Source organism: Faecalibacterium sp. Marseille-Q4164 (genome assembly GCF_017377545.1).
GTDB classification, from domain to species: Bacteria; Bacillota; Clostridia; order Oscillospirales; family Ruminococcaceae; genus Faecalibacterium; species Faecalibacterium duncaniae.
The window spans coordinates 67,849-87,498 of the sequence record NZ_JAFREJ010000009.1 but is presented as its reverse complement, the minus strand read 5'-3'; the positions used below and the strand labels follow the sequence as shown (position 1 = coordinate 87,498).

Annotated in this window: 17 protein-coding genes and 1 other RNA gene; 4 read left to right on the top strand and 14 right to left on the bottom strand. The window is 60.8% G+C overall.

Annotation, left to right across the window (positions count from 1 at the left end):
* Positions 1-152 precede the first annotated feature (152 nt).
* From recR to pta, 5 genes are all read right to left on the bottom strand, one after another.
* On the bottom strand, positions 153-752 hold the full coding sequence (gene recR, locus J3352_RS09490) for a recombination mediator RecR (protein ID WP_005931596.1): 600 nt from the start codon (positions 750-752) through the stop codon (positions 153-155).
* Positions 753-770: 18 nt separating this feature from the next.
* Complete coding sequence (locus tag J3352_RS09485) at positions 771-1,109, bottom strand: YbaB/EbfC family nucleoid-associated protein (protein WP_005931599.1); 339 nt, start codon at positions 1,107-1,109, stop codon at positions 771-773.
* 18 nt (positions 1,110-1,127) lie between these two features.
* The gene (dnaX, locus tag J3352_RS09480) at positions 1,128-2,984 is read right to left on the bottom strand and encodes a DNA polymerase III subunit gamma/tau (RefSeq protein ID WP_156065183.1); all 1,857 of its coding nucleotides are present in this window, start codon (positions 2,982-2,984) and stop codon (positions 1,128-1,130) included.
* Between the two features lie 75 nt (positions 2,985-3,059).
* Positions 3,060-3,159: signal recognition particle sRNA small type (gene ffs / locus J3352_RS09475), an RNA gene on the bottom strand.
* A gap of 227 nt (positions 3,160-3,386) precedes the next feature.
* Positions 3,387-4,412 (bottom strand): phosphate acetyltransferase, encoded by a 1,026-nt coding sequence (gene pta / locus J3352_RS09470; RefSeq protein ID WP_005931805.1) that lies wholly within the window; start codon positions 4,410-4,412, stop codon positions 3,387-3,389.
* 197 nt (positions 4,413-4,609) lie between these two features.
* Between pta and J3352_RS09465 the strand changes: the two genes are divergently transcribed.
* The 3 genes from J3352_RS09465 (at position 4,610) to J3352_RS09455 (ending at position 8,893) form a co-directional block, all read left to right on the top strand.
* Positions 4,610-5,176, top strand: coding sequence for a uracil-DNA glycosylase family protein (locus J3352_RS09465; protein WP_156065187.1), 567 nt, complete (start codon positions 4,610-4,612; stop codon positions 5,174-5,176).
* Positions 5,177-5,243: 67 nt separating this feature from the next.
* A complete protein-coding gene (locus J3352_RS09460) occupies positions 5,244-6,329 on the top strand; it encodes a hypothetical protein (protein ID WP_156065190.1) in 1,086 nt (361 codons plus the stop codon).
* A 59-nt stretch (positions 6,330-6,388) separates the two neighbouring features.
* Positions 6,389-8,893 (top strand): ATP-dependent DNA helicase, encoded by a 2,505-nt coding sequence (locus J3352_RS09455; protein ID WP_156065193.1) that lies wholly within the window; start codon positions 6,389-6,391, stop codon positions 8,891-8,893.
* Positions 8,894-8,956: 63 nt separating this feature from the next.
* Here J3352_RS09455 and J3352_RS09450 read toward each other — a convergent pair whose 3' ends face one another.
* From J3352_RS09450 to yfcE, 3 genes are all read right to left on the bottom strand, one after another.
* A complete protein-coding gene (locus J3352_RS09450) occupies positions 8,957-9,898 on the bottom strand; it encodes a ketopantoate reductase family protein (protein WP_197036503.1) in 942 nt (313 codons plus the stop codon).
* 52 nt (positions 9,899-9,950) lie between these two features.
* On the bottom strand, positions 9,951-10,208 hold the full coding sequence (locus J3352_RS09445) for a heavy-metal-associated domain-containing protein (RefSeq protein ID WP_156065199.1): 258 nt from the start codon (positions 10,206-10,208) through the stop codon (positions 9,951-9,953).
* A 226-nt stretch (positions 10,209-10,434) separates the two neighbouring features.
* Positions 10,435-10,983, bottom strand: coding sequence for a phosphodiesterase (gene yfcE, locus J3352_RS09440; RefSeq protein ID WP_097770517.1), 549 nt, complete (start codon positions 10,981-10,983; stop codon positions 10,435-10,437).
* A gap of 264 nt (positions 10,984-11,247) precedes the next feature.
* Between yfcE and J3352_RS09435 the strand changes: the two genes are divergently transcribed.
* Complete coding sequence (locus J3352_RS09435; protein ID WP_097770518.1) at positions 11,248-12,579, top strand: MATE family efflux transporter; 1,332 nt, start codon at positions 11,248-11,250, stop codon at positions 12,577-12,579.
* A 76-nt stretch (positions 12,580-12,655) separates the two neighbouring features.
* Here J3352_RS09435 and J3352_RS09430 read toward each other — a convergent pair whose 3' ends face one another.
* The 6 genes from J3352_RS09430 to tilS all read right to left on the bottom strand — a co-directional run bounded on the left by J3352_RS09430 (position 12,656) and on the right by tilS (position 19,638).
* Positions 12,656-13,501, bottom strand: coding sequence for an HAD family hydrolase (locus tag J3352_RS09430; RefSeq protein WP_156065202.1), 846 nt, complete (start codon positions 13,499-13,501; stop codon positions 12,656-12,658).
* A gap of 15 nt (positions 13,502-13,516) precedes the next feature.
* A complete protein-coding gene (locus tag J3352_RS09425) occupies positions 13,517-14,332 on the bottom strand; it encodes a hypothetical protein (RefSeq protein WP_156065205.1) in 816 nt (271 codons plus the stop codon).
* A gap of 59 nt (positions 14,333-14,391) precedes the next feature.
* On the bottom strand, positions 14,392-15,483 hold the full coding sequence (locus J3352_RS09420) for a hypothetical protein (protein WP_156065208.1): 1,092 nt from the start codon (positions 15,481-15,483) through the stop codon (positions 14,392-14,394).
* An 18-nt stretch (positions 15,484-15,501) separates the two neighbouring features.
* Complete coding sequence (gene ftsH, locus J3352_RS09415) at positions 15,502-17,568, bottom strand: ATP-dependent zinc metalloprotease FtsH (RefSeq protein ID WP_207700499.1); 2,067 nt, start codon at positions 17,566-17,568, stop codon at positions 15,502-15,504.
* A 95-nt stretch (positions 17,569-17,663) separates the two neighbouring features.
* Entirely contained in the window at positions 17,664-18,209 is a 546-nt protein-coding gene (gene hpt / locus J3352_RS09410; protein ID WP_097770522.1) for a hypoxanthine phosphoribosyltransferase, read from the bottom strand.
* A complete protein-coding gene (gene tilS, locus J3352_RS09405) occupies positions 18,196-19,638 on the bottom strand; it encodes a tRNA lysidine(34) synthetase TilS (RefSeq protein WP_242699927.1) in 1,443 nt (480 codons plus the stop codon). The genes hpt and tilS overlap by 14 nt, the downstream gene beginning before the upstream one ends.
* Positions 19,639-19,650 lie beyond the last annotated feature (12 nt).

Sequence of the window (19,650 nt, the reverse complement as noted above, 5' to 3'; positions counted from 1 at the left end):
CCCCAGCCTTCTGTCAACACTTTTTTGCATCTTTTTTGAGTTTTTTCTATATTTCTTGAATTTGTTTCATTTCCCCGGCCGGGTGTTTCTTTTTTATCCCATAAACAGCACAAAGCCCCGCGCGCAAACGCAGGGCTTTGAAATACAAATGATCACAGTTCTCCCCGGCCAGACAGCGCCCGGTACAGGGTCGTCTCATCGGTATACTCCAGGCTGGCACCCACGGGCAGGCCATAGGCCAGACGGGTGGTCTTGATGCCCAGGGGCTTGATGAGCTTTGCCAGATACATGGCCGTTGCCTCACCTTCAACGGTGGGATTCATGGCCATGATCACTTCCTTCACTTCACCATCTCCCAGACGGGCCAGCAGTTCCTTGACCGTCAGCTGTTCAGCACCGATGCCATCCATGGGGCTGATGAGACCGTGGAGCACATGGTACATTCCATGGTACTCTCGGGTGCGCTCAAACGCCTGCACATCACGGGGCGTTTCCACCACACAGATGACAGAGCGGTCCCGCTTGGCACTGGCACAGATGGGGCAGAGCTCGGCTTCGGTATAATTCTGGCAGACACGGCAGCGGTGGAGCTTGGTGTGGGCGTTCTGGATCGCACCCGCCAGTGCGGCGGCATCCTGATCCGACATGCTCAGTACCTGATAGGCCATCCGGGTCGCACCCTTCCGCCCAATGCCCGGGAACTTGCTGAATTCTTCGATCAGCTTTTCCAGCGGGGCTGCATTATAACCCATGGTGCTCCTCCACTTTGATCAAAGACCGGGAATGTTCAGGCCGCCGGTCAGTTTGCCCATTTCGGCCTCGGCAGTCTCATCCACTTGCTTGACGGTTGCATTGACGGCAGCAGCCACCAGGTCTTCCAGCATCTCGATATCATCGGGGTCCACGGCCTCAGGCTTAATGGTGATGCTCAGCACCTCGTGCTTGCCGTTCATCTTCACAGTGACCATCTCACCGGATGCACTGCCGGTGTACTCAGCAGCTTCCAGCTCTGCCTGCTTGGCCTTCATATCTTCCTGCATCTTCTGGGCCTGACGCATCAGGGAGTTCATATCGGGGCGGCCGAAGCCTGCGGGCATTCTTGCTTTCATGGTTGGTTCTCCTTTTCTTTATCGTTTTTTGCGTTCACTATCCTCAATCGACACCTCCAGCCCCAGCTGTTCCAGCTTGCGGAGGGATTCCTCGGCGTTGGCCGAAGCGCGATTGACCGTCTTGGATTCATAGGGGCCGATGGGCACCGCCACACCGGACACCTGCGCGATCAGCTTTTTGATGAGCTTCTGGCTTTCCTTGTTGGCGCGGATAAAATCCCGGAAGGTCTTTCCGCCATCGATAAGCACCCGGGTACCATCAAAGTAACCCTTGGACTTTTTCAGGTAGGTGTAGAGCATGGGATCCTGCTCCTGCAGGAGCTTGATGACCTCTGCCCACTGCGGGAAGGGATTGATTCCCTCTGCCGCCACCTTGCGGGGCTTGTTCAGCGCCGGATCAGCCGTATATTCCGGCTTGGGCTCCGGCTGAGGCTGGGCCGCAGGCACTTCCTGCGCGGGAGCCGGAGGCGCTTCTCTCTGCGGCGGCGCAGCCAGGGCCGGCTCGTCCCAGGGGGGCGGAGCCTCCGAAGTCACCGGCGGTTCCTCCGGCAGGGGCGGCAGCTCTTCTTCCGCAGAAGCTGCCGCTTCTGCCTTGGGCGGTTCCACGGGCTGAGGTGCCGGTTCCGGCTCAGACTGCTGCATCGGTGCCGGTTCCACAGAGGGTTCCTGCACGGGAGCCGATGCCGCCGGTGCACATACAAAAGGCTTGACCGGTGCCGACGCAAACGGTCTGGGGGCCTCCTGTGCAGGGACCGCAGGCCGGGCGACGGGCACAGCCTGTACCGCCACCTGCTGGGGCGGCTCCGAAAGGCTGAACAGGGCCAGTTCCAGCTCTATCCGCTGGTCACTGCCACGGGTCATGTGCTCCAGAGCGTTGCCCAGAGCCCGGATGGCCCGGATCGCCTCCCGCTGCCCCATCCGGGGGCCTTTTTCCAGATAGAGCTTTTCCTCTTCCGGGGATACACCCGAGAGCAGTGCCTGCCCGCCGGGCAGGGCCGCCAGCATCAGCGCACGGTAATGGGCAATGAGCTCCTCGGTCAGCCGCTTCACATCCACCGACTGCTGGCGCAGCTGAGCCAGCTGTGCCAGTGCCGCGGCGGCATCTTGCGCTTCCAGCGCATCCGAAATATGGAACAGATAGCTCCGGTCGGTCACACCTGCCATCCGGCGGACAACGTCCGCATCGATCTTTGCCGTGACACCGGCACAGGTATCCAGAATGGACAGCGCGTCTCGCATGGCACCATCGGCAAGGCGGGAGATAAGCTCCGCCCCCTCGCCGGACAGCTCCAGTCCCTCCTGCCCGGCAATGTACTCCACACGCTGGGCGATATCCTCGGGGCCGATGCGGGTAAAATCATACCGCTGGCACCGGGAAAGGATGGTGGCGGGAACCTTCTGGATTTCCGTGGTCGCCAGAATAAAGATGACGTGGGCGGGCGGCTCCTCCAGCGTTTTCAGCAGGGCATTGAACGCTGCCGTGGAGAGCATGTGCACCTCGTCGATGATATATACCTTATAATGACAGGCGCTGGGGGTGTAGGCCGTTTCATCACGCAGATCACGGATATCGTCCACGCCGTTGTTGGAGGCCGCGTCCATCTCCACCACGTCCAGAATGCTGCCATTGTCGATGCCTCTGCAAATCTCGCACTCACCGCAGGGGTCACCGTTCTGGGGATGCAGGCAGTTGACTGCCTTGGCAAAGATCTTGGCACAGGTGGTCTTGCCGGTGCCGCGCACGCCGGTAAACAGATAAGCGTGGCCCACACGGCCTGTGGCGATCTGGTTGCGCAGTGCGGTCACGATGCCGCGCTGGGCCACCACATCCTCAAACCGCTGGGGCCGCCACTTGCGGTACAGGGCTCGATACATCTGCTTCTCCCCTTTCAACAAAAAAGCCGGGCAGCGCTGACGGGGGTTGACCCCCGCCTTGCGTAACTCGGCATACGGATGCAGGCTGACTGAAACGCACGGGACACACCGCTTAAGGCTGCTTGGTTCCCCACCTGACCTGGTTCACAGCGGCCCCATCGTACAGGGCCCGCATCCGTATGCCGAACCACGCAGCAGGCGCTGTCCGGCATGGCACATTTTGTGCTTGATTATTATAGCATGTTTTTGGGGAGATTGCAAGCCCCGGCAGCGGGCTCGCCCTCTCAGGCGCTTTGCGCCAGCTCCCCCAAAGGGGGAGCCTTTGGCAAAACCATCAAACAACATGCAAAACAAAAGCCCCTTCCGGCATTACACCAGAAGGGGCAGAGTGCTGAATAAAAGTTAGGACTGGCAGGCAGTGATCAGGCTCATCTTGTAGACCTCGTCAGCGTTGCAGCCACGGGACAGGTCGTTGATGGGTGCGTTCAGGCCCTGCAGGATGGGGCCGTAGGCAGCGTAGCCGCCCAGACGCTGAGCGATCTTATAGCCGATGTTGCCGGCCTCGATGCAGGGGAAGATGAAGGTGTTGGCCTGGCCAGCGACCTTGCTGCCCTTGCACTTGACCTGTGCAACTTCGGGAGCAACGGCAGCGTCAAACTGCAGCTCGCCGTCCACAGCCAGCTCGGGGTCCATCTCCTGAGCCTTGATGGTAGCGTCATGGCTCAGAGCAACGGTGCCGCCCTTGCCGGAACCCTTGGTGGAGAAGCTCAGAACTGCGACCTTCGGATCGATGCCGAACAGCTTTGCGGTCTTGGCAGTCTCAACGGCAACCTCAGCCAGCTTTGCGGATGCAGCGATCTTGACCTCGCCGGTAGCCTTATCAACGGTATCGGTGTAATCAATGTTGACAGCGCAGTCGCCCATGGCAATGCGCTTCAGGCCCTCTTCGCCAAAGTCACGGTCCAGAATGAAGCAGGAGCTCACCAGGTGTGCACCCTTCTTGGTCTTGACCAGCTGCAGAGCGGGGCGGATGGTATCGGCGGTGGAGTAAGTAGCGCCGCCCAGCAGGCAGTCAGCCTTGCCCATCTTGACCAGCATGGTGCCGAAGTAGTTGGACTTCTTCAGCATTGCGGTACACTCTTCAGCGGTCTGCTTGCCCTTGCGCAGCTCGACCATGGTATTCACCATCTCGTCGAAACCTGCGTAGTTCTCAGGGTCAATGATCTCAGCAGCGGAAATATCAAAATTGCCTGCGGCAGCAGCAGCCTTGCACTCAGCCTCGTTGCCCACCATGACAACCTTCAGAACGCCCTCGGCCAGCAGCTTGCTGGCTGCCTCCAGGATGCGGGGGTCATTGCCCTCGGTAAAAACGATCGTCTTGGGGTTTGCCTTCAGCTGTGCTACCAGCGGTGCGAACATATCAGCCATTGTTGATTACCTCCGAATTAACTATCCAATATTCACATCCGGGTGCCTGTTGGACACAAGGATGCCTTTCTCTTTTATTCTAGCACACCCGGCAAAAAGTTCAAGACAAAATTGGCTTTTTGTGCTATTATTTTAGGAGAAAACCATTTTTTATTTGTGAATAAATTATCATTCAGCTGCAAGGAGATCAAACTGCTATGGATTGGGATACATTAAAGGCCGAGTGCCTTGCCTGCCGCAGATGTGAGCTGTGCACTGACCGCACCCATGTGGTGTTCGGGCAGGGTGTCCAGACTGCTGAGGTGCTGTTTGTGGGCGAAGGCCCGGGCCAGAGCGAGGACGAGCAGGGCCTGCCCTTTGTGGGCCGCAGCGGCCAGCTGCTGGACAAATATCTGTTTGCCATCGATCTGGACCGGAGCAAAAACTGCTACATTGCCAACATCGTCAAGTGCCGCCCGCCCCACAACCGTGACCCGCTGCCCACCGAGAGCGAGGCCTGTATGCCCTGGCTCCGGGAACAGTTCAAGCTGCTGCAGCCAAAGATCGTGGTCTGCCTGGGCCGCATCGCCTCCCAGCGGATGATCCGCACCGATTTCTCCGTGACCAAGGAGCACGGCATCTTTGTACAAAAGAACGGCGTGTGGTTCATGGGCACCTTCCACCCCGCCGCCCTGCTCCGGCAGGCGCAGAACAAACCCGCCGCCTTTGCGGATTTTGTGGCTCTGCGGGATAAAATAAACGAAGTCTGTCTGCATACCTATTAACCCTTCCGCCCAAGTATCATCTCCCTTCATTTTTGCATACCCTAAAGCAAAAGTGAGGTGTTCTGATATGAAAACAATCCAAAGCCGTTCCCCCGATTTCTTTCTGGGGGCCACCACACCGGCGGGCTTCAAGGGTTATTTTGAACCGCTGCGCCGGGAGCCCGGGATGCAGATGCTTCTCATCAAAAGCGGACCGGGATGCGGCAAATCCACCTTGATGAAGCATCTGGCCCAGGCCGCCGAGCAGCAGGGCCAGCGCATCGAAAAGATCCACTGTGCCAGCGACCCGGACAGTCTGGACGGGGTCATCTTCCTCGACCAGAAACGCACCATCATCGATGCCACCGCGCCCCATGTGGTGGAGCCGGACGCGCCCGGGGCTGATGAGCTGGTGGTAAGCCTGTACCACACCATCGATGCCGGAAAGCTGGCTCCCCATCGGGACGAGGTCAAGGCCCTGTTTGCCCGGAATGCCGCTCTGCGGGGCCGGGCGGCCCGGTATATCGCATCGGCGGGTAGCCTGATGCTGGACAGCCGCCGGGCCGAGGCCTGCAGCGCCAACTTTGAAAAGGTGCGCCGCTACGTCAAGCGGCTCTGCACCCGGCTGCTTCCCCGCACCGAGGGCACCGCCAGCGAGGAGCTGCGGCTGCTCTCAGCCATCACCCCCAAGGGGATGGTATTCTACCGGGGCACGGTAGAAGCGCTGGCCGACCGGTATGTGGTATTCCGGGATGATTATGGGGCGGTCTCCCGCCTGCTGCTGGAACTCATCCGGGCCGAAGCGCTGGCCCGGGGCTACCACATCATCACCTGCCCCTGCGCCATGCACCCTGAAGATCAGATCGACCACATCTTCATCCCGGCCCTGCGGCTGGCTTTTTTGACCGACAACCTCTGGCATCCCATCCAGCTGCCCGGCGTGCAGGCCGTGCGCTGCACCCGCTTTGTGGACCGGGAGAACCTGTCCGGCTTCCGCGCCCGCCTGCGCTTCAACGACCGTGCCGCCTCCGAGCTCATCGACCAGGCTGTCGCCCTGATGGCTCAGGCCAAGAACTGCCATGATGAGCTGGAGACTTATTACCGGGCCGCCGTGGATTTTGACCAGGTGAATGCTGTTGCAGCAAATTGTCAAAAGATCCTGGGTCTCGGGTAGGCCCTGCTCTGTACAGCCTGACCGAAGCGCAGAATTTCAAGAGAAAGGAAGTGAACCCCATGCCAACCATCCGTCTCTCTGTCCGGGAGCTGGTGGAGTTCCTGCTCCGCACCGGCAGTATCGACAGCCGCTTTACCGGCTTTGACCGGGCCAACGAGGGCGCACGCATCCACCGCAGGCTCCAGAAGGCGGCGGGTGAAGGCTACGCCGCCGAGGTGTTCCTCACGGCAGAGCGGACGATGGAGGGAATCGGGTTCACCATCGAGGGCCGTGCCGACGGCATTTTTACCGATGAGGACGGCACGGTGGTCATCGACGAGATCAAGACCACCGCCGCGCCCACCGATGCCATCACGGAGGACATGAACCCCTGCCACTGGGCGCAGGGCATGGTCTACGGGGCCATCTGCGCCGAGCAGCGGGAGCTGGAAACACTGGATGTCCGGCTGACCTATTACCAGATCGACACCGATGAGATCATCCGCTATACCCGGCATTTCTCTGCTGCTGAGCTGGATGCGTTTCTCAACGACTTACTGCGGCAGTATCTTCCTTGGGCACGGCGGCAGCTGGACTGGGGGGAAGCCCGAAACCGGAGCCTTGGGGCCCTGCAATTTCCGTTTCCGGCCTACCGTCCCGGGCAGCGTGCCCTTGCCGGGGAGGTCTATCGCGCCTGTGCTGCGGGCAAGGCAGAGCAGAAAGGCGGTACCCGGCTGTTCTGCCAGGCACCCACCGGCATCGGCAAAACGATGAGTGCCCTCTTCCCTGCCCTGAAAGCCATGGGCGAGGGCAAGGGGGGAAAGATCTTCTACCTGACCGCCCGCAACACGACACAGGCCGCTGCTGAGGATGCACTGGCCCGTCTGCGGGCGGCAGACCCGGCGCTTTCCCTGCGCAGCGTGACCCTTTCGGCCAAGGAGAAGGCCTGCCTGTGCAAGGATGCTGAGGGCCGTCCCGCCTGCCTGCCGGAAGCCTGCCCCTACGCCAACGGCTACTACGAGCGGCTGAAGGATGCGCTGGCCGACCTGCTGGACAGCACCGTCCCCTATGACCGGGCCGCCCTGACCGAAACTGCCCAGCGGCACAGGGTCTGCCCCTTTGAGCTGGGGCTGGACCTGAGCCAGTGGTGTGACGTAGTCATCGGGGACTACAATTATCTGTTCGACCCCACCGTGCACCTGCGGCGCTTTTTCGATGCGGCGGGCGACTACATTTTTCTCATCGACGAGGCTCATAACCTGCCGGACCGGGCCAGAGCCATGTACTCAGCGCGGTTCTGCAAGAGCAGCCTGACCGATGCCAGACGGGCCATCGGCAAAGGAAAAAGCGCACTGAAAACCGCGTTGACAAAGGCAGACAAAGGCTTTCTGGAAGCGCGCCGGGCGGTAACGAAGCTGGCCCCCCGCCGGGGTTCAGCGCCCACCGAATCGCCGGCAGAGGATCTCACCCAGCAGACCAGCCTTCTGGACACCGAACCGGCAGAAGCCGCCTTCCCGCTGCCGGAGCCTTTGCTGGCGCAGGATGGCACGGTCTTTTTGCAAGAGCTGCCGAAGGAGCTGCTCCGACTGCTGTTCAGCCTGCAGCCTCCCCTGCAGGACTGGCTGGAGGCCAACCCGGAGGCCGATGCCCACGCCCAGTTGCTCGAGCTCTACTTTGCGGTGCAGGATATCACCCGGGCGGCAGAGCGGTACGACGCGCATTTTGTCACCCAGCTGACAGCCCGGGGCAGCGAGCTGGAATGGGAGCTGCTCTGCCTTGACCCTGCCCCCTTTGTGGATGCCAGCCTTGCCGCCGGGCGGGCTGCGGCACTGTTCAGCGCAACGCTCACCCCGCCGGGCTACTACCGCTCCGTGCTGGGCTGTCCCGATGCCCGGGCTGTGGCACTGGAAAGCCCGTTTCCGCCCGAACATCTGGGGCTCTACTGCCTGCCCGGCATCTCCACCCGCTACCGGGACCGGAAGGCCAGCGTGCAGGCCGTCTCGGATGCGCTGGCCGCACTGGCCCGGGCCAAGGTGGGCAACTATCTGGCCTTTTTTCCCAGCTACGCCTATCTGCGGCAGGTATATGAGGACTTCACCGCCCGTTACCCGGACATCGGAACGCTGGCCCAGGAGAGTGGTCTGGACGATGCGGCCCGGGCGGCCTTTCTGGAACAGTTCGGCCCAAGCCCCGCAAAAACGCTGCTGGGCTTCGGGGTCATGGGCGGCATCTTTGGCGAGGGCGTGGATCTGGTGGGCGACCGGCTCATCGGGTGCGCCATCGTGGGGGTAGGTCTGCCTCAGGTGAACCCCCGGCAGGAGATCCTGCGCCGTTACTATGACGAAGCAGGCGGCACCGGTTTCGACTACGCCTACCGTTTTCCGGGCATGAACAAGGTGCTGCAGGCGGCGGGCCGGGTCATCCGCACACAAGAGGACAGGGGCGTGGTGCTTCTGCTGGATGACCGCTTTGCCCGCGCCGAATACACCCGCCTGTTCCCCCGCCACTGGCACCAGCTCCAATACCTGCGCAGCACCACAGAGCTGGAGCAGCAGCTTGCCGCCTTCTGGGCACGGAACCAATAGAAAAAAGCCTGTCAGCGCAAAAACCGACAGGCTTTTTCTCATGCTCCGGACATTTTCCGGCTCTTACTTCTTTCTGGGCAGGGATCTGCGCAGTTCATCCCAGGCGGTCATCTCCACCAATGTGGTGGCGCGCAGGGCGGCAAACGCTTCATCCAGATACTGCATCTCGCTCACCGCACGCATGGCGTGATCCGAAATGCACCACTTCCCAACGACCGTCTGCGCCATCCAGTAGACCATCCGCTCGGTCTTTTTCCGCTGTTTGGTGCCCTCGCGGTAGCGGTCGGTGTTCTCCGCATCGTTCACGGGTACACCTGCCGCTTTCAGCATCTCACAGCACTCCCAGGCTGCATCCACGATCATCCTGCGCTGTTCCACTGTGGTACGGGAAAGTTCCCCATCCACCGCATAGCAGGCATAGGCGCAGGGCAGGATAAAGGCGATGTGGCTCTTGAGCCACTCGTCCATATCGCTGTAATAGGTCAGCTTGTAATGAGTCCCCTCAAAGGCAGCCTGCAGCCGCAGGCGGAACGCGCCGGACAGGGGTGCGGTTGCGCCGCCGACAGTCATTCCCATCCCCATGTGCACACTGACCAGCCGGTCATGCTCCCGGCGGCCCGCATTGTTCTGGAAGCCAAAGGCGATCTTATCCACCGGGCGCTGCATGGCCTGCAGCATCTCCTGCGCATAGGGATCATTGCCCACAAAGATGAAGTACTGGCTCCGGTTTGCCTTGAGGATGGGCAGCACATCGGCCAGCTGCCCGGCCTGCACCGCGACAAACACAAGGTCATACACATCCTCGGGGGCCAGCACGTCTATTGTCTGCATCCGATCCACCGTTGTTTTCCGCTGGAGCATGTGGCGGATGGTCAGGCCCTTCTGGTCAATGACTGCCTTCCACTCGCCCCTGGCCAGCAGGGTGACCACATTTTTCTTGTTCTGTGCCAGACTGTGGGCCAGCTGACAGCCCTGAACGCCTGCGCCGTACACCAAGATCCTCATAACGAGATCCCTCCTGTTTTGCATGATCAGCCCGGCCAGAAACACCGGGCTGTTACTTTTTCAGGAACGAGAAGAAGCCCTTTTTTTCATAGGGCCGGGTCTGCACGCCGGTCACAGTGTAGCCCGTTTCGGCAATGGCAGCCTTCAGCGCCTCCACATCCACCGGCTGCTCCGAGATGATGACCGTCTCGCCCCTGGTGTGGGAAGAAGTCACCTTGTTCACCCGGGCGGTCTTGCGCACCACATCATTGATGTGGCTCTCGCACATACCGCACATCATACCATCGACCCTCAGAATCGTTTCTACCATTGTTGTCCCCTCCATGCTGTATCTGCGGGCACCCCTGTCAAACTGCACAAGTCCAGCCCGCTGTTTTCGTCATTTTGTTAGTTTTAGCTAACTCATTGTGGAAACAAAAAGGCTCCTGCCCCGCACAGCACTGCTCTGCGGAACTTTGCCGATCTGTTTTCAGTTTTATCATACCATACCGGTGGGCAAATTTCAAGCTGCCCGCAAAACCGGCCGGGGGACTTTATCAAAGGGTCAGTTCATGGAAAACAGCGCTGCTTTCCAGCTCTTTCCATTGCATCGTGTTTCCTTCCAGGGTCATGTAGCTGTGGGGGCTGTTCTCCTTGGGGATGCTTACAGAACCCGGATTCAGGTAAAGATTTCCCTGCCCGAACTCTGTCCAGGCCGGAACATGGGTATGCCCGTGCAGCAGCACATCTCCCGGGGCCAGCGGCGGCAGATTTTTCACATGATAGATATGCCCGTGGGTCGCATAAATGAGCCGCTGCCCCACCGGAAGCACCGCATAATCGGCCAGCACGGGGAATTCCAGCACCATCTGATCCACCTCGGCATCACAGTTGCCCCGCACGCAGAGCAGCTTCTCCTTTTTCCCGTTCAGCAGGGGGATGACCTCCTTGGGGGCGTACTCTCGGGGCAGGTCGTTGCGGGGGCCGTGGTAGAGCAGGTCGCCCAACAGGAACAGCCGGTCGGCTCCCTCCCGCTCAAAGGCCTCCAGCATTTTGCGGCAGTAGTAAGCCGACCCGTGCAGGTCCGACGCGATCATCCATTTCATGGCAGATCCTCCTTTTGTGCGTTCTGTTCTTATTTTACCGCCGCCGCGCCCCATGTCAAGGGCAAGGGCCCGCTGTAAAAAGTCGTACTTTTATTTTAAAAAGTCCTTGACAAGTATCCCTGTGATGTGGTATCTTTGAAGCAATAAAATATCGTGTGGATTTTTACAGCATTCTGCAACTTTTCGCCACACAATGGCACAAAAGCCATTGTGTGGCTTTTGCTTTGCCTTCAAATCCAAATCTGACCCTCAGGAGCAATGAAAATGAACGATACTTTTATGAAAACCAGACCGGTGTTCCCGCTGCTGCTCTCCATGGCCCTGCCCAACGTCATCTCGATGCTGGTGAACAGCCTGTACAACATCGTGGACAGCCTCTTTGTGGCCCAGATCAGCGAGCAGGCCATGACGGCGCTTTCGCTGGTGTTTCCCATCCAGAACTTTGTCAATGCAGTGGCCATCGGCTTTGGCATCGGCATCAATGCCCAGATCGCACTCTACCTCGGCGCAGGCGACCACGAGAACGCCAACCGGGCCGCCACCCATGGCATGATGTTTTCCCTGCTGCACGGCGTGCTGGGCATGGTCCTCTGCATTGCCATCATGCCCGGCTTCCTGCGCCGCTTCACTACCGATCCCACTCTGGTGGACATGGGCGTGACCTACTCCACCATCGTGTTCCTGTTCTCGCTGGTCAACATGGCAGACCTCGCCTTTGAGAAGATCTTCCAGTCCGTGGGCCGGATGAACGTTGCCATGGTGGCGCTGATCACCGGCTGCGTGACCAACATCGCCCTCGACCCTGTCCTCATCTTCGGCCTTGGGCCGGTGCCCGCCCTGGGCATTGCCGGTGCGGCCCTTGCCACCGGCATCGGGCAGGCCGTTTCCCTTGTGGTCTACCTCTATGTCTACTGCACCACCGAAGTCGCCGTCCGCTTCTCCCGCCGCTGCCTGCGGTTCGATGCCGCCCTTGACGGCAAGCTCTATGCCATCGGCGTACCGGCCATCCTGAATCTGGCCCTGCCCAGCCTGCTGGTCACCTTCCTGAACGGCCTGCTGGCGGTCTACTCCCAGAGCTATGTGACGGTGCTGGGCATCTACTACAAACTCCAGACCTTCCTTTACCTGCCGGCCAACGGCATCGTGCAGGGGATGCGCCCGCTGGTGGGCTACAACTACGGTGCCCGGGAGCATGGCCGTGTGTCCAGGCTCTACAACCTGACACTGGGCCTGAGCGCCGGGATCATGGCCATTGGCACCCTGCTCTGCCTGACCATTGCAGGCCCGCTGATGGGTCTGTTCACCTCTAACCCCGAGACCATCGCCATCGGCCAGACCGCCCTGCGGATCATCTGCCTGGGATTCATCGTCTCGGCAGTGTCTACCACCTCCTCCGGCGCACTGGAGGGTCTGGGCAAGGGCGTGCCCTCGCTGGTCATCTCTCTCTGCCGCTATATCATCTTCATCATGCCCATTGCGTGGGTGCTGTGCGGCCGCATGGGCCCCACCGGTGTCTGGCACGCCTTCTGGATCACAGAGGCCCTCTCTGCCGTGATCGCCTACGCGGTATATCACAAGGCAGTCCATCAGAAATAACCCTCTCTAACAAAAATTCCCGCTCGATGGAGCGGGAATTTTTTGTTATCATCTCTTCTTTTATAGAAGGCTGCTCTCAGATCAGGCCCAGGGTTTTGAGCTCCCTTGCCACGCCGTCCTCCGTCACAGCCGGGCAGATGCGGTCGCAGAGCTTTTTCAGGTTGTCGGAACCATTGGCCATGCAGACGCTGATGCCTACCACATCGGTCATCTGCAGGTCATTGTCGCTGTCGCCAAAGCCGATGGTATCGGCCAGCGAACACCCCAGCTCATCACAGATGGCCTTGATGCCGGTGCCCTTGTTGAACTTGCGGTTGATGAGTTCCCCGTTGACGATGGCTGACGGGGTATCCCCCAGCCGGGACTCGCAGAAGATGAACTGTTCCTCGTACAGCTGCTTCGCCTCGGCAAGGCAGGCCTCGTTGGGGGCGATGAACACCACCTTGTAAACCGGCTCTCCGTGGTATTCCTCAATGGGCCGGATGGTCATGCCATACTCCATCGTTTTACGCCAGCGCTCGGCCTCGCTGTTCAGCTGCCCCGGCTTGCGGGGGAACAAATGGGCGAACCGCTCGATCATCCTGATGCCGCCGTAAGTATCGTCCCGGGCTTCCAGGGTACACTCGGCACCGGCACGCCCCAGCACCTCCCGCAGGCCCTCGACCTGCGCAGGCTCCATGGGAAGATCCACGAGAATTTTCCCATCACAGCCTACATAGCCGCCTGCAGAGCAGACAAAGCCATCGAAACCGTAGGCAAGCAGCGGTTTCGTCATGCGCAGGTTACGGCCGGTGCACAGAAACACCTTGTGGCCGTTGGCCCGGGCCTGCCGGATGGCCTCCACGGCACTGGCCGGAACGGTCATCTCACCGGGCGGCAGCAAAGTACCGTCAATATCCAGAAAAATCAGTTTTTGCTTCATGTTTTCCTCACTCTTTCACTGCCAGTTCATGGTAAAGCCGCGGATCAGCAGACCCACGGCCAGGATCGCCAGCAGTACCAGCAGAACGGTGCGGTTTGCCTGTTTCTGCTTCTGTCTGGCCCGGGCACGGCTGTTCCGGCTGCCGCCCTGCTTCCGGTTCTGGGATCTGCCGCCGGAGCTGCGGCCGCTCGTGTTCTGCTTTGTGCTGCTGCGGCGGGAAGCACTGCCGGAAGCCCCCTCTTTTTTCCTGCCCGCAGTGCTCTGGCCGGATTTTGCCGCGCGAGGGGCTTTCTCTTCCGGGGCTGCCGACGCAATGGGCTTTTTGGCCCCGCAGCGGCTCAGATAATCCTCAGCCAGCCGGTAATACTGGCCCAGCTCACTGGTGCGCAGGGGCGCGCCTGTATAGCCCTCTTCCAGTGCTTCCACGGCCTCGTTGAAGAGGATCGCCGCCTGCGCAGCCGCCGTGCGGTCGGAGGCATGGGCCGCTTCATTGCGGGCGGTGCGCACCGCGTTGCAGGCCCGGCGGGCAGCAGCGGGGTGCTCCGTATTGCCCAGCAGATCCAGCGGGCGGGCAGCATCCTTTTCCGAGTCCAGCAGTACCCGCATACACAGGGTGGTATCCAGCTGCTGCCAGCTGTTTCGGCCCGCCATATCGGGCAGACGGTCATAATATTCGGGGCTCTCCTGCTGGCGGGTGCGGATGTGATCCAGCAGGGCTCCCAGGCTGTGCTCCCCGGGCTTGTTCTCCCAGTGCCAGCGCAGCAGCTTGCGGCTGATCTCATCGCAGGTAGTTTTGATCTCAAAAGCGGTTTGCAGTGCTTCGTCAGGCATAACGTTTCTCCTTCGTACAACCAAAAAACGGAGGAAGCGCAGCCTCCTCCGTCATTCATTTACATCATAAACTGATAATAGACGAAGCCCCACAACGCAATGCCTGCGCAGACGATGGCGGTGATGGGCGGGACCCAGCGGACGAGGGTCTCGGCAATGCCGTCACGGCTCTCTTCCGCATCGTCCTCCTCATCGTACTGCTCCACCTCGGGTTCCGGCTGGCGGGCCGGGGCGGCACGGCGGGCAGCAGCAGGCATCACACGGGTGCCCTCGTCATCCACAGCCGCTGCACCGCTGCCGGGGAACGCCGCGCGGGTGGCGGCATCCAGCACCCGGGTAGGCTCTGCTTCCGGAACAGGGGTGTGTTCCACCGGCGGTGCAAAGCTGGTTGGAGCGCCGACAGGCTCTGCCGGGCGGGCCGTCGGGATGACCCGGGTGGGCTCTGCCTGCACCGGCGCGCTGGCCACGATGCGGGTCGGCTCTTCCTGCGGAGCGGCGCTCACCACGCGGGTGGCCTCCGTCGCCGGGGCCTGCTCTGCAGGGGCGGCCTTCTGGCCGGGCTGCAGCAGGGTGTTCAGGGCGTTCTGCAGCAGGATGCGGTCACAGCCGCACTCGGTGCAGTAGACCGTGTCCTCTTCCTTCGGGTGGAAGGAACCGCAGGCACAGTACCAGCCGTTCTCGAACACCTGCGGCATATACTTGAGGCCGGTGCGGTTCATCCGGCTTTCCAGTGCCTTTTCCAGCTCCGGACTCAGGCGGCGCGGGGCCGGCAGGCGGACGCGCTTGATGGCATCCAGATGCACGACCTTTTTGCCGCTGTATACGTTCTTCAGGACCACATCCACGCTGGTGATGGCCTTCTGGGTCACAAACACAGCATCGTCCATGCCAAAGCTCTCACCGGGCTTGACCTCGATCTCGCGGTATTCAAAGGCATCCTCACACAGGATGATGCCATCTACACCCTTACACTTGAAGTGGATCTCCAGTGCAGTCAAGGTAACCTTGGAGATGTTCTTGAAGGTCAGGCAGACTGCGTTCTCGCCGCTGAGTTCGCCCTTGAGCAGTTCCACACAGACGAACTGCACCGGGCTGCCCGGGGTATAATAGTTGGCCCGGGTGCGTGCGACCGGGTTAAAATTTTCCTCCACGACACTCGCTCCCTTCGATCATTCGTTTTCCTGCGGGGCATCCTGCGCCGGGTCGGGCATTTCCTCGCCCAGCACGGCCTGCTCCGCCTGTTCAGCGGGCTCTGCGCCCTCGGCAGACTCTGCGGTCTCCACAGGGGCCGCCGGTGCGGCGGGTTCCTGTGCAGGCTCGTCGCCGTCACGCGGGGGCAGCTTGCCGCCAGCCATCACGGTGTTGAACTCCTTCTCGTTGAGCTTTTCGCGTTCCATCAGAGCCTGTGCCAGCGCATGGAGCTGGTCGATGTGCTCCGTCAGGGTGCGACGGCAGGTCTCGTAAGCCTCATCGATGATATCCCGCATCTCGCCGTCGATCTCGGCAGCGGTGCTCTCGCTGTAACCCTTGCCCTGGGTGAAATCACGGCCCAGGAAGGTCTCCTCCTGCGAGGTGCCGTAGACCACAGGGCCCAGGCGCTCGGAGAAGCCGTACTTGGTGATCATCTGGCGGGCAATGTTGGTTGCCTGCTGCAGGTCGTTGGAGGCACCGGTGGAGATATCCTCCAGGATCAGCTGCTCGGCCACACGGCCGCCCAGGCTGGAAACGATATCCTCGAACATCTCACCCTTGGTCACATAGCTGCGATCCTTTTCAGGCAGATACATGGTGTAGCCGCCAGCCTGGCCCCGGGGAATGATGGTGATCTCGTGCACGCGGGGGTGGTGCTTGCAATAGAAGCCTGCCACGGCGTGGCCCGCCTCATGGTAGGCGGTCAGCTTCTTTTCCTCGGCAGTCACAACACGGCTCTTCTTCTCAGGGCCTGCCATGACCTTCATGGAAGCTTCCTCGATGTCCTCCATGGTGATGGCCTTGCGGCTGCGGCGGGCAGCCAGCAGAGCGGCCTCATTGACCAGGTTCTCCAGGTCAGCACCCGCAAAGCCTGCGGTGCGCTGTGCGATGACCCTGAGGGAGACATCGGGAGCCAGAGGCTTATTCTTGGTGTGGACCTTGAGGATCTCCTCGCGGCCCTTGACATCGGGCAGGCCAACATAGACCTGACGGTCAAAGCGGCCCGGACGGAGCAGTGCCTTATCCAGAATGTCGGCACGGTTGGTGGCTGCCATCACGATGACACCATCGTTGGCCTCAAAGCCGTCCATCTCGACCAGCAGCTGGTTCAGGGTCTGCTCCCGCTCGTCGTGGCCGCCGCCCAGACCTGCGCCGCGCTGACGGCCCACGGCATCAATCTCATCGATGAAGATGATGCAGGGCATGGTCTTTTTGGCCTTATCAAACAGGTCACGCACACGGGACGCGCCGACACCGACGTACATTTCCACGAAGTCGGAGCCGGAAATGGAGTAGAAGGGCACCCCCGCCTCACCGGCGCAGGCACGGGCCAGCAGGGTCTTACCGGTACCCGGAGGGCCCACCAGCAGAACGCCGTGGGGGATGCGGGCACCCAGCGTGTTGAATTTGTCGGGGCTCTTGAGGAACTCCACGACCTCCTTCAGCTCTTCTTTTTCCTCGTCCTCACCGGCAACGTCGGCAAAGGTCGCGGTCTTTTTGTTCTCATGCTCGTCCTTCACCTTGGCCTTGCCCACATTCATAATACCGCCGCCGCCAGCGCCGCCGCGCATCATGGAGAAGAGCAGGAAGCCGGTGCAGCCCAGCATTCCCAGGTAGAACAGGATCTCCATCCAGGGGATGGACTCCTTCAGGGTGGTGTAATCGTACTCCATGGGCGCGGTCGGGTTGGCTGCGTCGTAGGAATCGATATACTGCTGGACGTTCTCGATGAACACATAGGCGTAGGGCAGCTTGTAGCGCACCGTCACCGTGCCGTCATCGTTTCTGGTCGCCCCCACGGAAGAGGCGGAGGGGGAGAACATATTGCTCAGCAGACCGCCGGAGGCCTGTGTGGCAGCTGTGGCACCTGTGGTTTCGGGCAGCTCCTGCTTGCCCTCCTTCAGCGTCAGGGTGATGATGCTGGTGTTGCGGTCCAGCGTAAAGGCTGTGACCTGATTGTTCTCAAAGTAGTGCACCACAGTCGAGTAGCTCATGGTGGAGCCGCCGGTACTGCTGTCGCTGGTGCCCAGCACCGACCAGATCATCAGGACACCGGCCAGTGCCAGCGCCAGGATCAGGGGATTAAAGCGAGGTCGTTTCGGTTGCAAAAGGGATCAACTCCAGTTCTAATTCGTTTTTGTTATGCGTAGATTTCCGGTTTCAGCACACCCACATAGGGCAGGTTGCGGTATTTCTCATCGTAGTCCAGACCATAGCCCACCACAAACTCGTCCGGCACCTGGAAACCCTCGTAATCGGGCTGGATGTCGGCCTTGCGGCGGCTGGGCTTGTCGAGAATGGTGCAGATCTTCACGGAATTCGGGTTGCGCATCTTGAGCATGGGCACCAGCTTGGAAAGGGTGACACCGGTATCCAGAATGTCCTCCACGATCAGCACGTCCTTGCCGGAAAGGTCGCCGTCCAGATCCTTGATGATCTTGACCAGGCCGCTGGTGGTGGTATTGCTGCCGCCGTAGCTGGACACGACCATAAAATCAATGCTGCAGGGGATGGTCACGGCCCGCATCAGGTCGGCCATGAAAACCACCGAACCCTTGAGGATGGAGACAAGGACAAGGTTTCTGCCCTCGTAATCCCTGCTGATCTGTGCACCCAGTTCGGCAACCTTGGCTTTCAGTGCTTCCTCACTGACCAGGATGTTCTTGATATCGTCATTCATGCTCATGGGTTGTTCCTCCATTTTCCAATTCCAACTGCAAGATCTGTACAGTCTCCTCGTCCGGGGCCAGCCCCTCGGCAAAGCCCTCCCCACAGACCCACAGGATCTCACTGCCCGCCGCCAGCAGCGGCAGGCCCTCTCGTATTTCGGCAGGAATGCCTGCCTCATTCATCCATTTGCGCAGGGGCTTGCTCAGCCCCCGCCCCGCAGGCCGGAACCGGTCTCCCGGTTGACGGGTGCGCAGCGTAAGGGCAGAATATAACAAGGTTATTCTAGCATAATCCGCCCGATTTTTTAAGTCTTTTTTATGAACACCCTGTGTTTTTTCTCGAAAACCGCTTACAAAAAGCCGTGTTTTCAGGGTTTGGCCCCCAGGCAGAGCAAATTCCGCCCCATCGGCAGGGGCAAACGACAGCGAAAACGCAGGGACCGCAGCCGCTTCCGGCCGGCTCTTTTCCTGCCAGAGCATCCTGCTGCCTGCGCAGAAGCGGACCGTATCGGTCAATTGCACCGCCCCGCTCCCCTGCTCCACCAGCTCTGCCAGCAGGCGGATGTACTTTTCCTCGGCATCCCGCACCGGGGCAACAAGGCTGTGGAGCGCCGCTTCCAGAATGAGCGGATCAGCGCCCTGCAGCGGCTCCAGCCGCCATGCCGCCTTGGCTTTCGGGGCCTTACGGGCAGTCTGGGCTGCATCCAGACGCGCGATGGAAAGCAGCTGTTCTGCCTGCCTGGCAAAGTAGGCATCCGCGCGGGCCGCCTTTTCACAGAAGCGGGCCAGATTTTCCTCTGCCGCGGCGTTGACGCTGCGCAGGGCCGGAACGGCCCCATGGCGCAGGCGGTTGCGGGCGTAGGCATCGGACTCGTTCGTCTCGTCCGTCACCCAGCCCTGCCCGAAGGCGGCGCAGAGCGCTTCGGTCTCGGCCCGGGTCAGGCCCAACAGCGGGCGGCAGTAGCCGGGCCGCCTGGGCCGGATGCCCCCTGCCCCGTGCAGCCCGGTGCCCCGGGCCAGCCGGAACAGCAGGGTCTCGGCCTGGTCAGTAGCAGTATGGGCCGTTGCAATGCAGTCTATCCCGCCTGCCAGCAGTTGGGCGAAGCAGGCATAGCGGAGTCTGCGGGCCCAGTCCTCCCCGGCATGGGGCGGCACAGTCATTCCCACATCTGCCGGGCGGAAGACTGTCAGCGGCACCCCCAGCCGGGCACACTCGGCCCGGACAAAAGCTTCGTCCCGGTCTGCAGTCTCACCCCGCAGGCCGTGGTTGACGTGGCAGGCCGTAAGGGGATACCCAAAGGTTTCCCGCAGCTCCAGCAGCACCCGCAGCAGCGCCATGCTGTCGGCTCCGCCCGAAACGGCGGCGCACAGGTGCAGAGCCCGGCCCGGCTCCGCAGGCGCAAACAGCTGCTCCTGCCGGGCAAAGCGTTCTACTTTTGCGATCAATTTTGATATTTC

Bases quoted from the DNA above. Each gene is read 5' to 3' on its own strand.
- hpt (WP_097770522.1), bottom strand. From the start codon at position 18,209: ATGAGCATGAATGACGATATCAAGAACATCCTGGTCAGTGAGGAAGCA.
- J3352_RS09485 (WP_005931599.1), bottom strand. From the start codon at position 1,109: ATGAAAGCAAGAATGCCCGCAGGCTTCGGCCGCCCCGATATGAACTCC.
- J3352_RS09465 (WP_156065187.1), top strand. From the start codon at position 4,610: ATGGATTGGGATACATTAAAGGCCGAGTGCCTTGCCTGCCGCAGATGT.
- J3352_RS09435 (WP_097770518.1), top strand. From the start codon at position 11,248: ATGAACGATACTTTTATGAAAACCAGACCGGTGTTCCCGCTGCTGCTC.
- J3352_RS09445 (WP_156065199.1), bottom strand. From the start codon at position 10,208: ATGGTAGAAACGATTCTGAGGGTCGATGGTATGATGTGCGGTATGTGC.
- J3352_RS09450 (WP_197036503.1), bottom strand. From the start codon at position 9,898: ATGAGGATCTTGGTGTACGGCGCAGGCGTTCAGGGCTGTCAGCTGGCC.
- pta (WP_005931805.1), bottom strand. From the start codon at position 4,412: ATGGCTGATATGTTCGCACCGCTGGTAGCACAGCTGAAGGCAAACCCC.
- J3352_RS09425 (WP_156065205.1), bottom strand. From the start codon at position 14,332: ATGCCTGACGAAGCACTGCAAACCGCTTTTGAGATCAAAACTACCTGC.
- J3352_RS09430 (WP_156065202.1), bottom strand. From the start codon at position 13,501: ATGAAGCAAAAACTGATTTTTCTGGATATTGACGGTACTTTGCTGCCG.
- J3352_RS09455 (WP_156065193.1), top strand. From the start codon at position 6,389: ATGCCAACCATCCGTCTCTCTGTCCGGGAGCTGGTGGAGTTCCTGCTC.
- ftsH (WP_207700499.1), bottom strand. From the start codon at position 17,568: ATGATCTGGTCGGTGCTGGGCACCAGCGACAGCAGTACCGGCGGCTCC.
- recR (WP_005931596.1), bottom strand. From the start codon at position 752: ATGGGTTATAATGCAGCCCCGCTGGAAAAGCTGATCGAAGAATTCAGC.
- J3352_RS09460 (WP_156065190.1), top strand. From the start codon at position 5,244: ATGAAAACAATCCAAAGCCGTTCCCCCGATTTCTTTCTGGGGGCCACC.
- dnaX (WP_156065183.1), bottom strand. From the start codon at position 2,984: ATGTATCGAGCCCTGTACCGCAAGTGGCGGCCCCAGCGGTTTGAGGAT.
- yfcE (WP_097770517.1), bottom strand. From the start codon at position 10,983: ATGAAATGGATGATCGCGTCGGACCTGCACGGGTCGGCTTACTACTGC.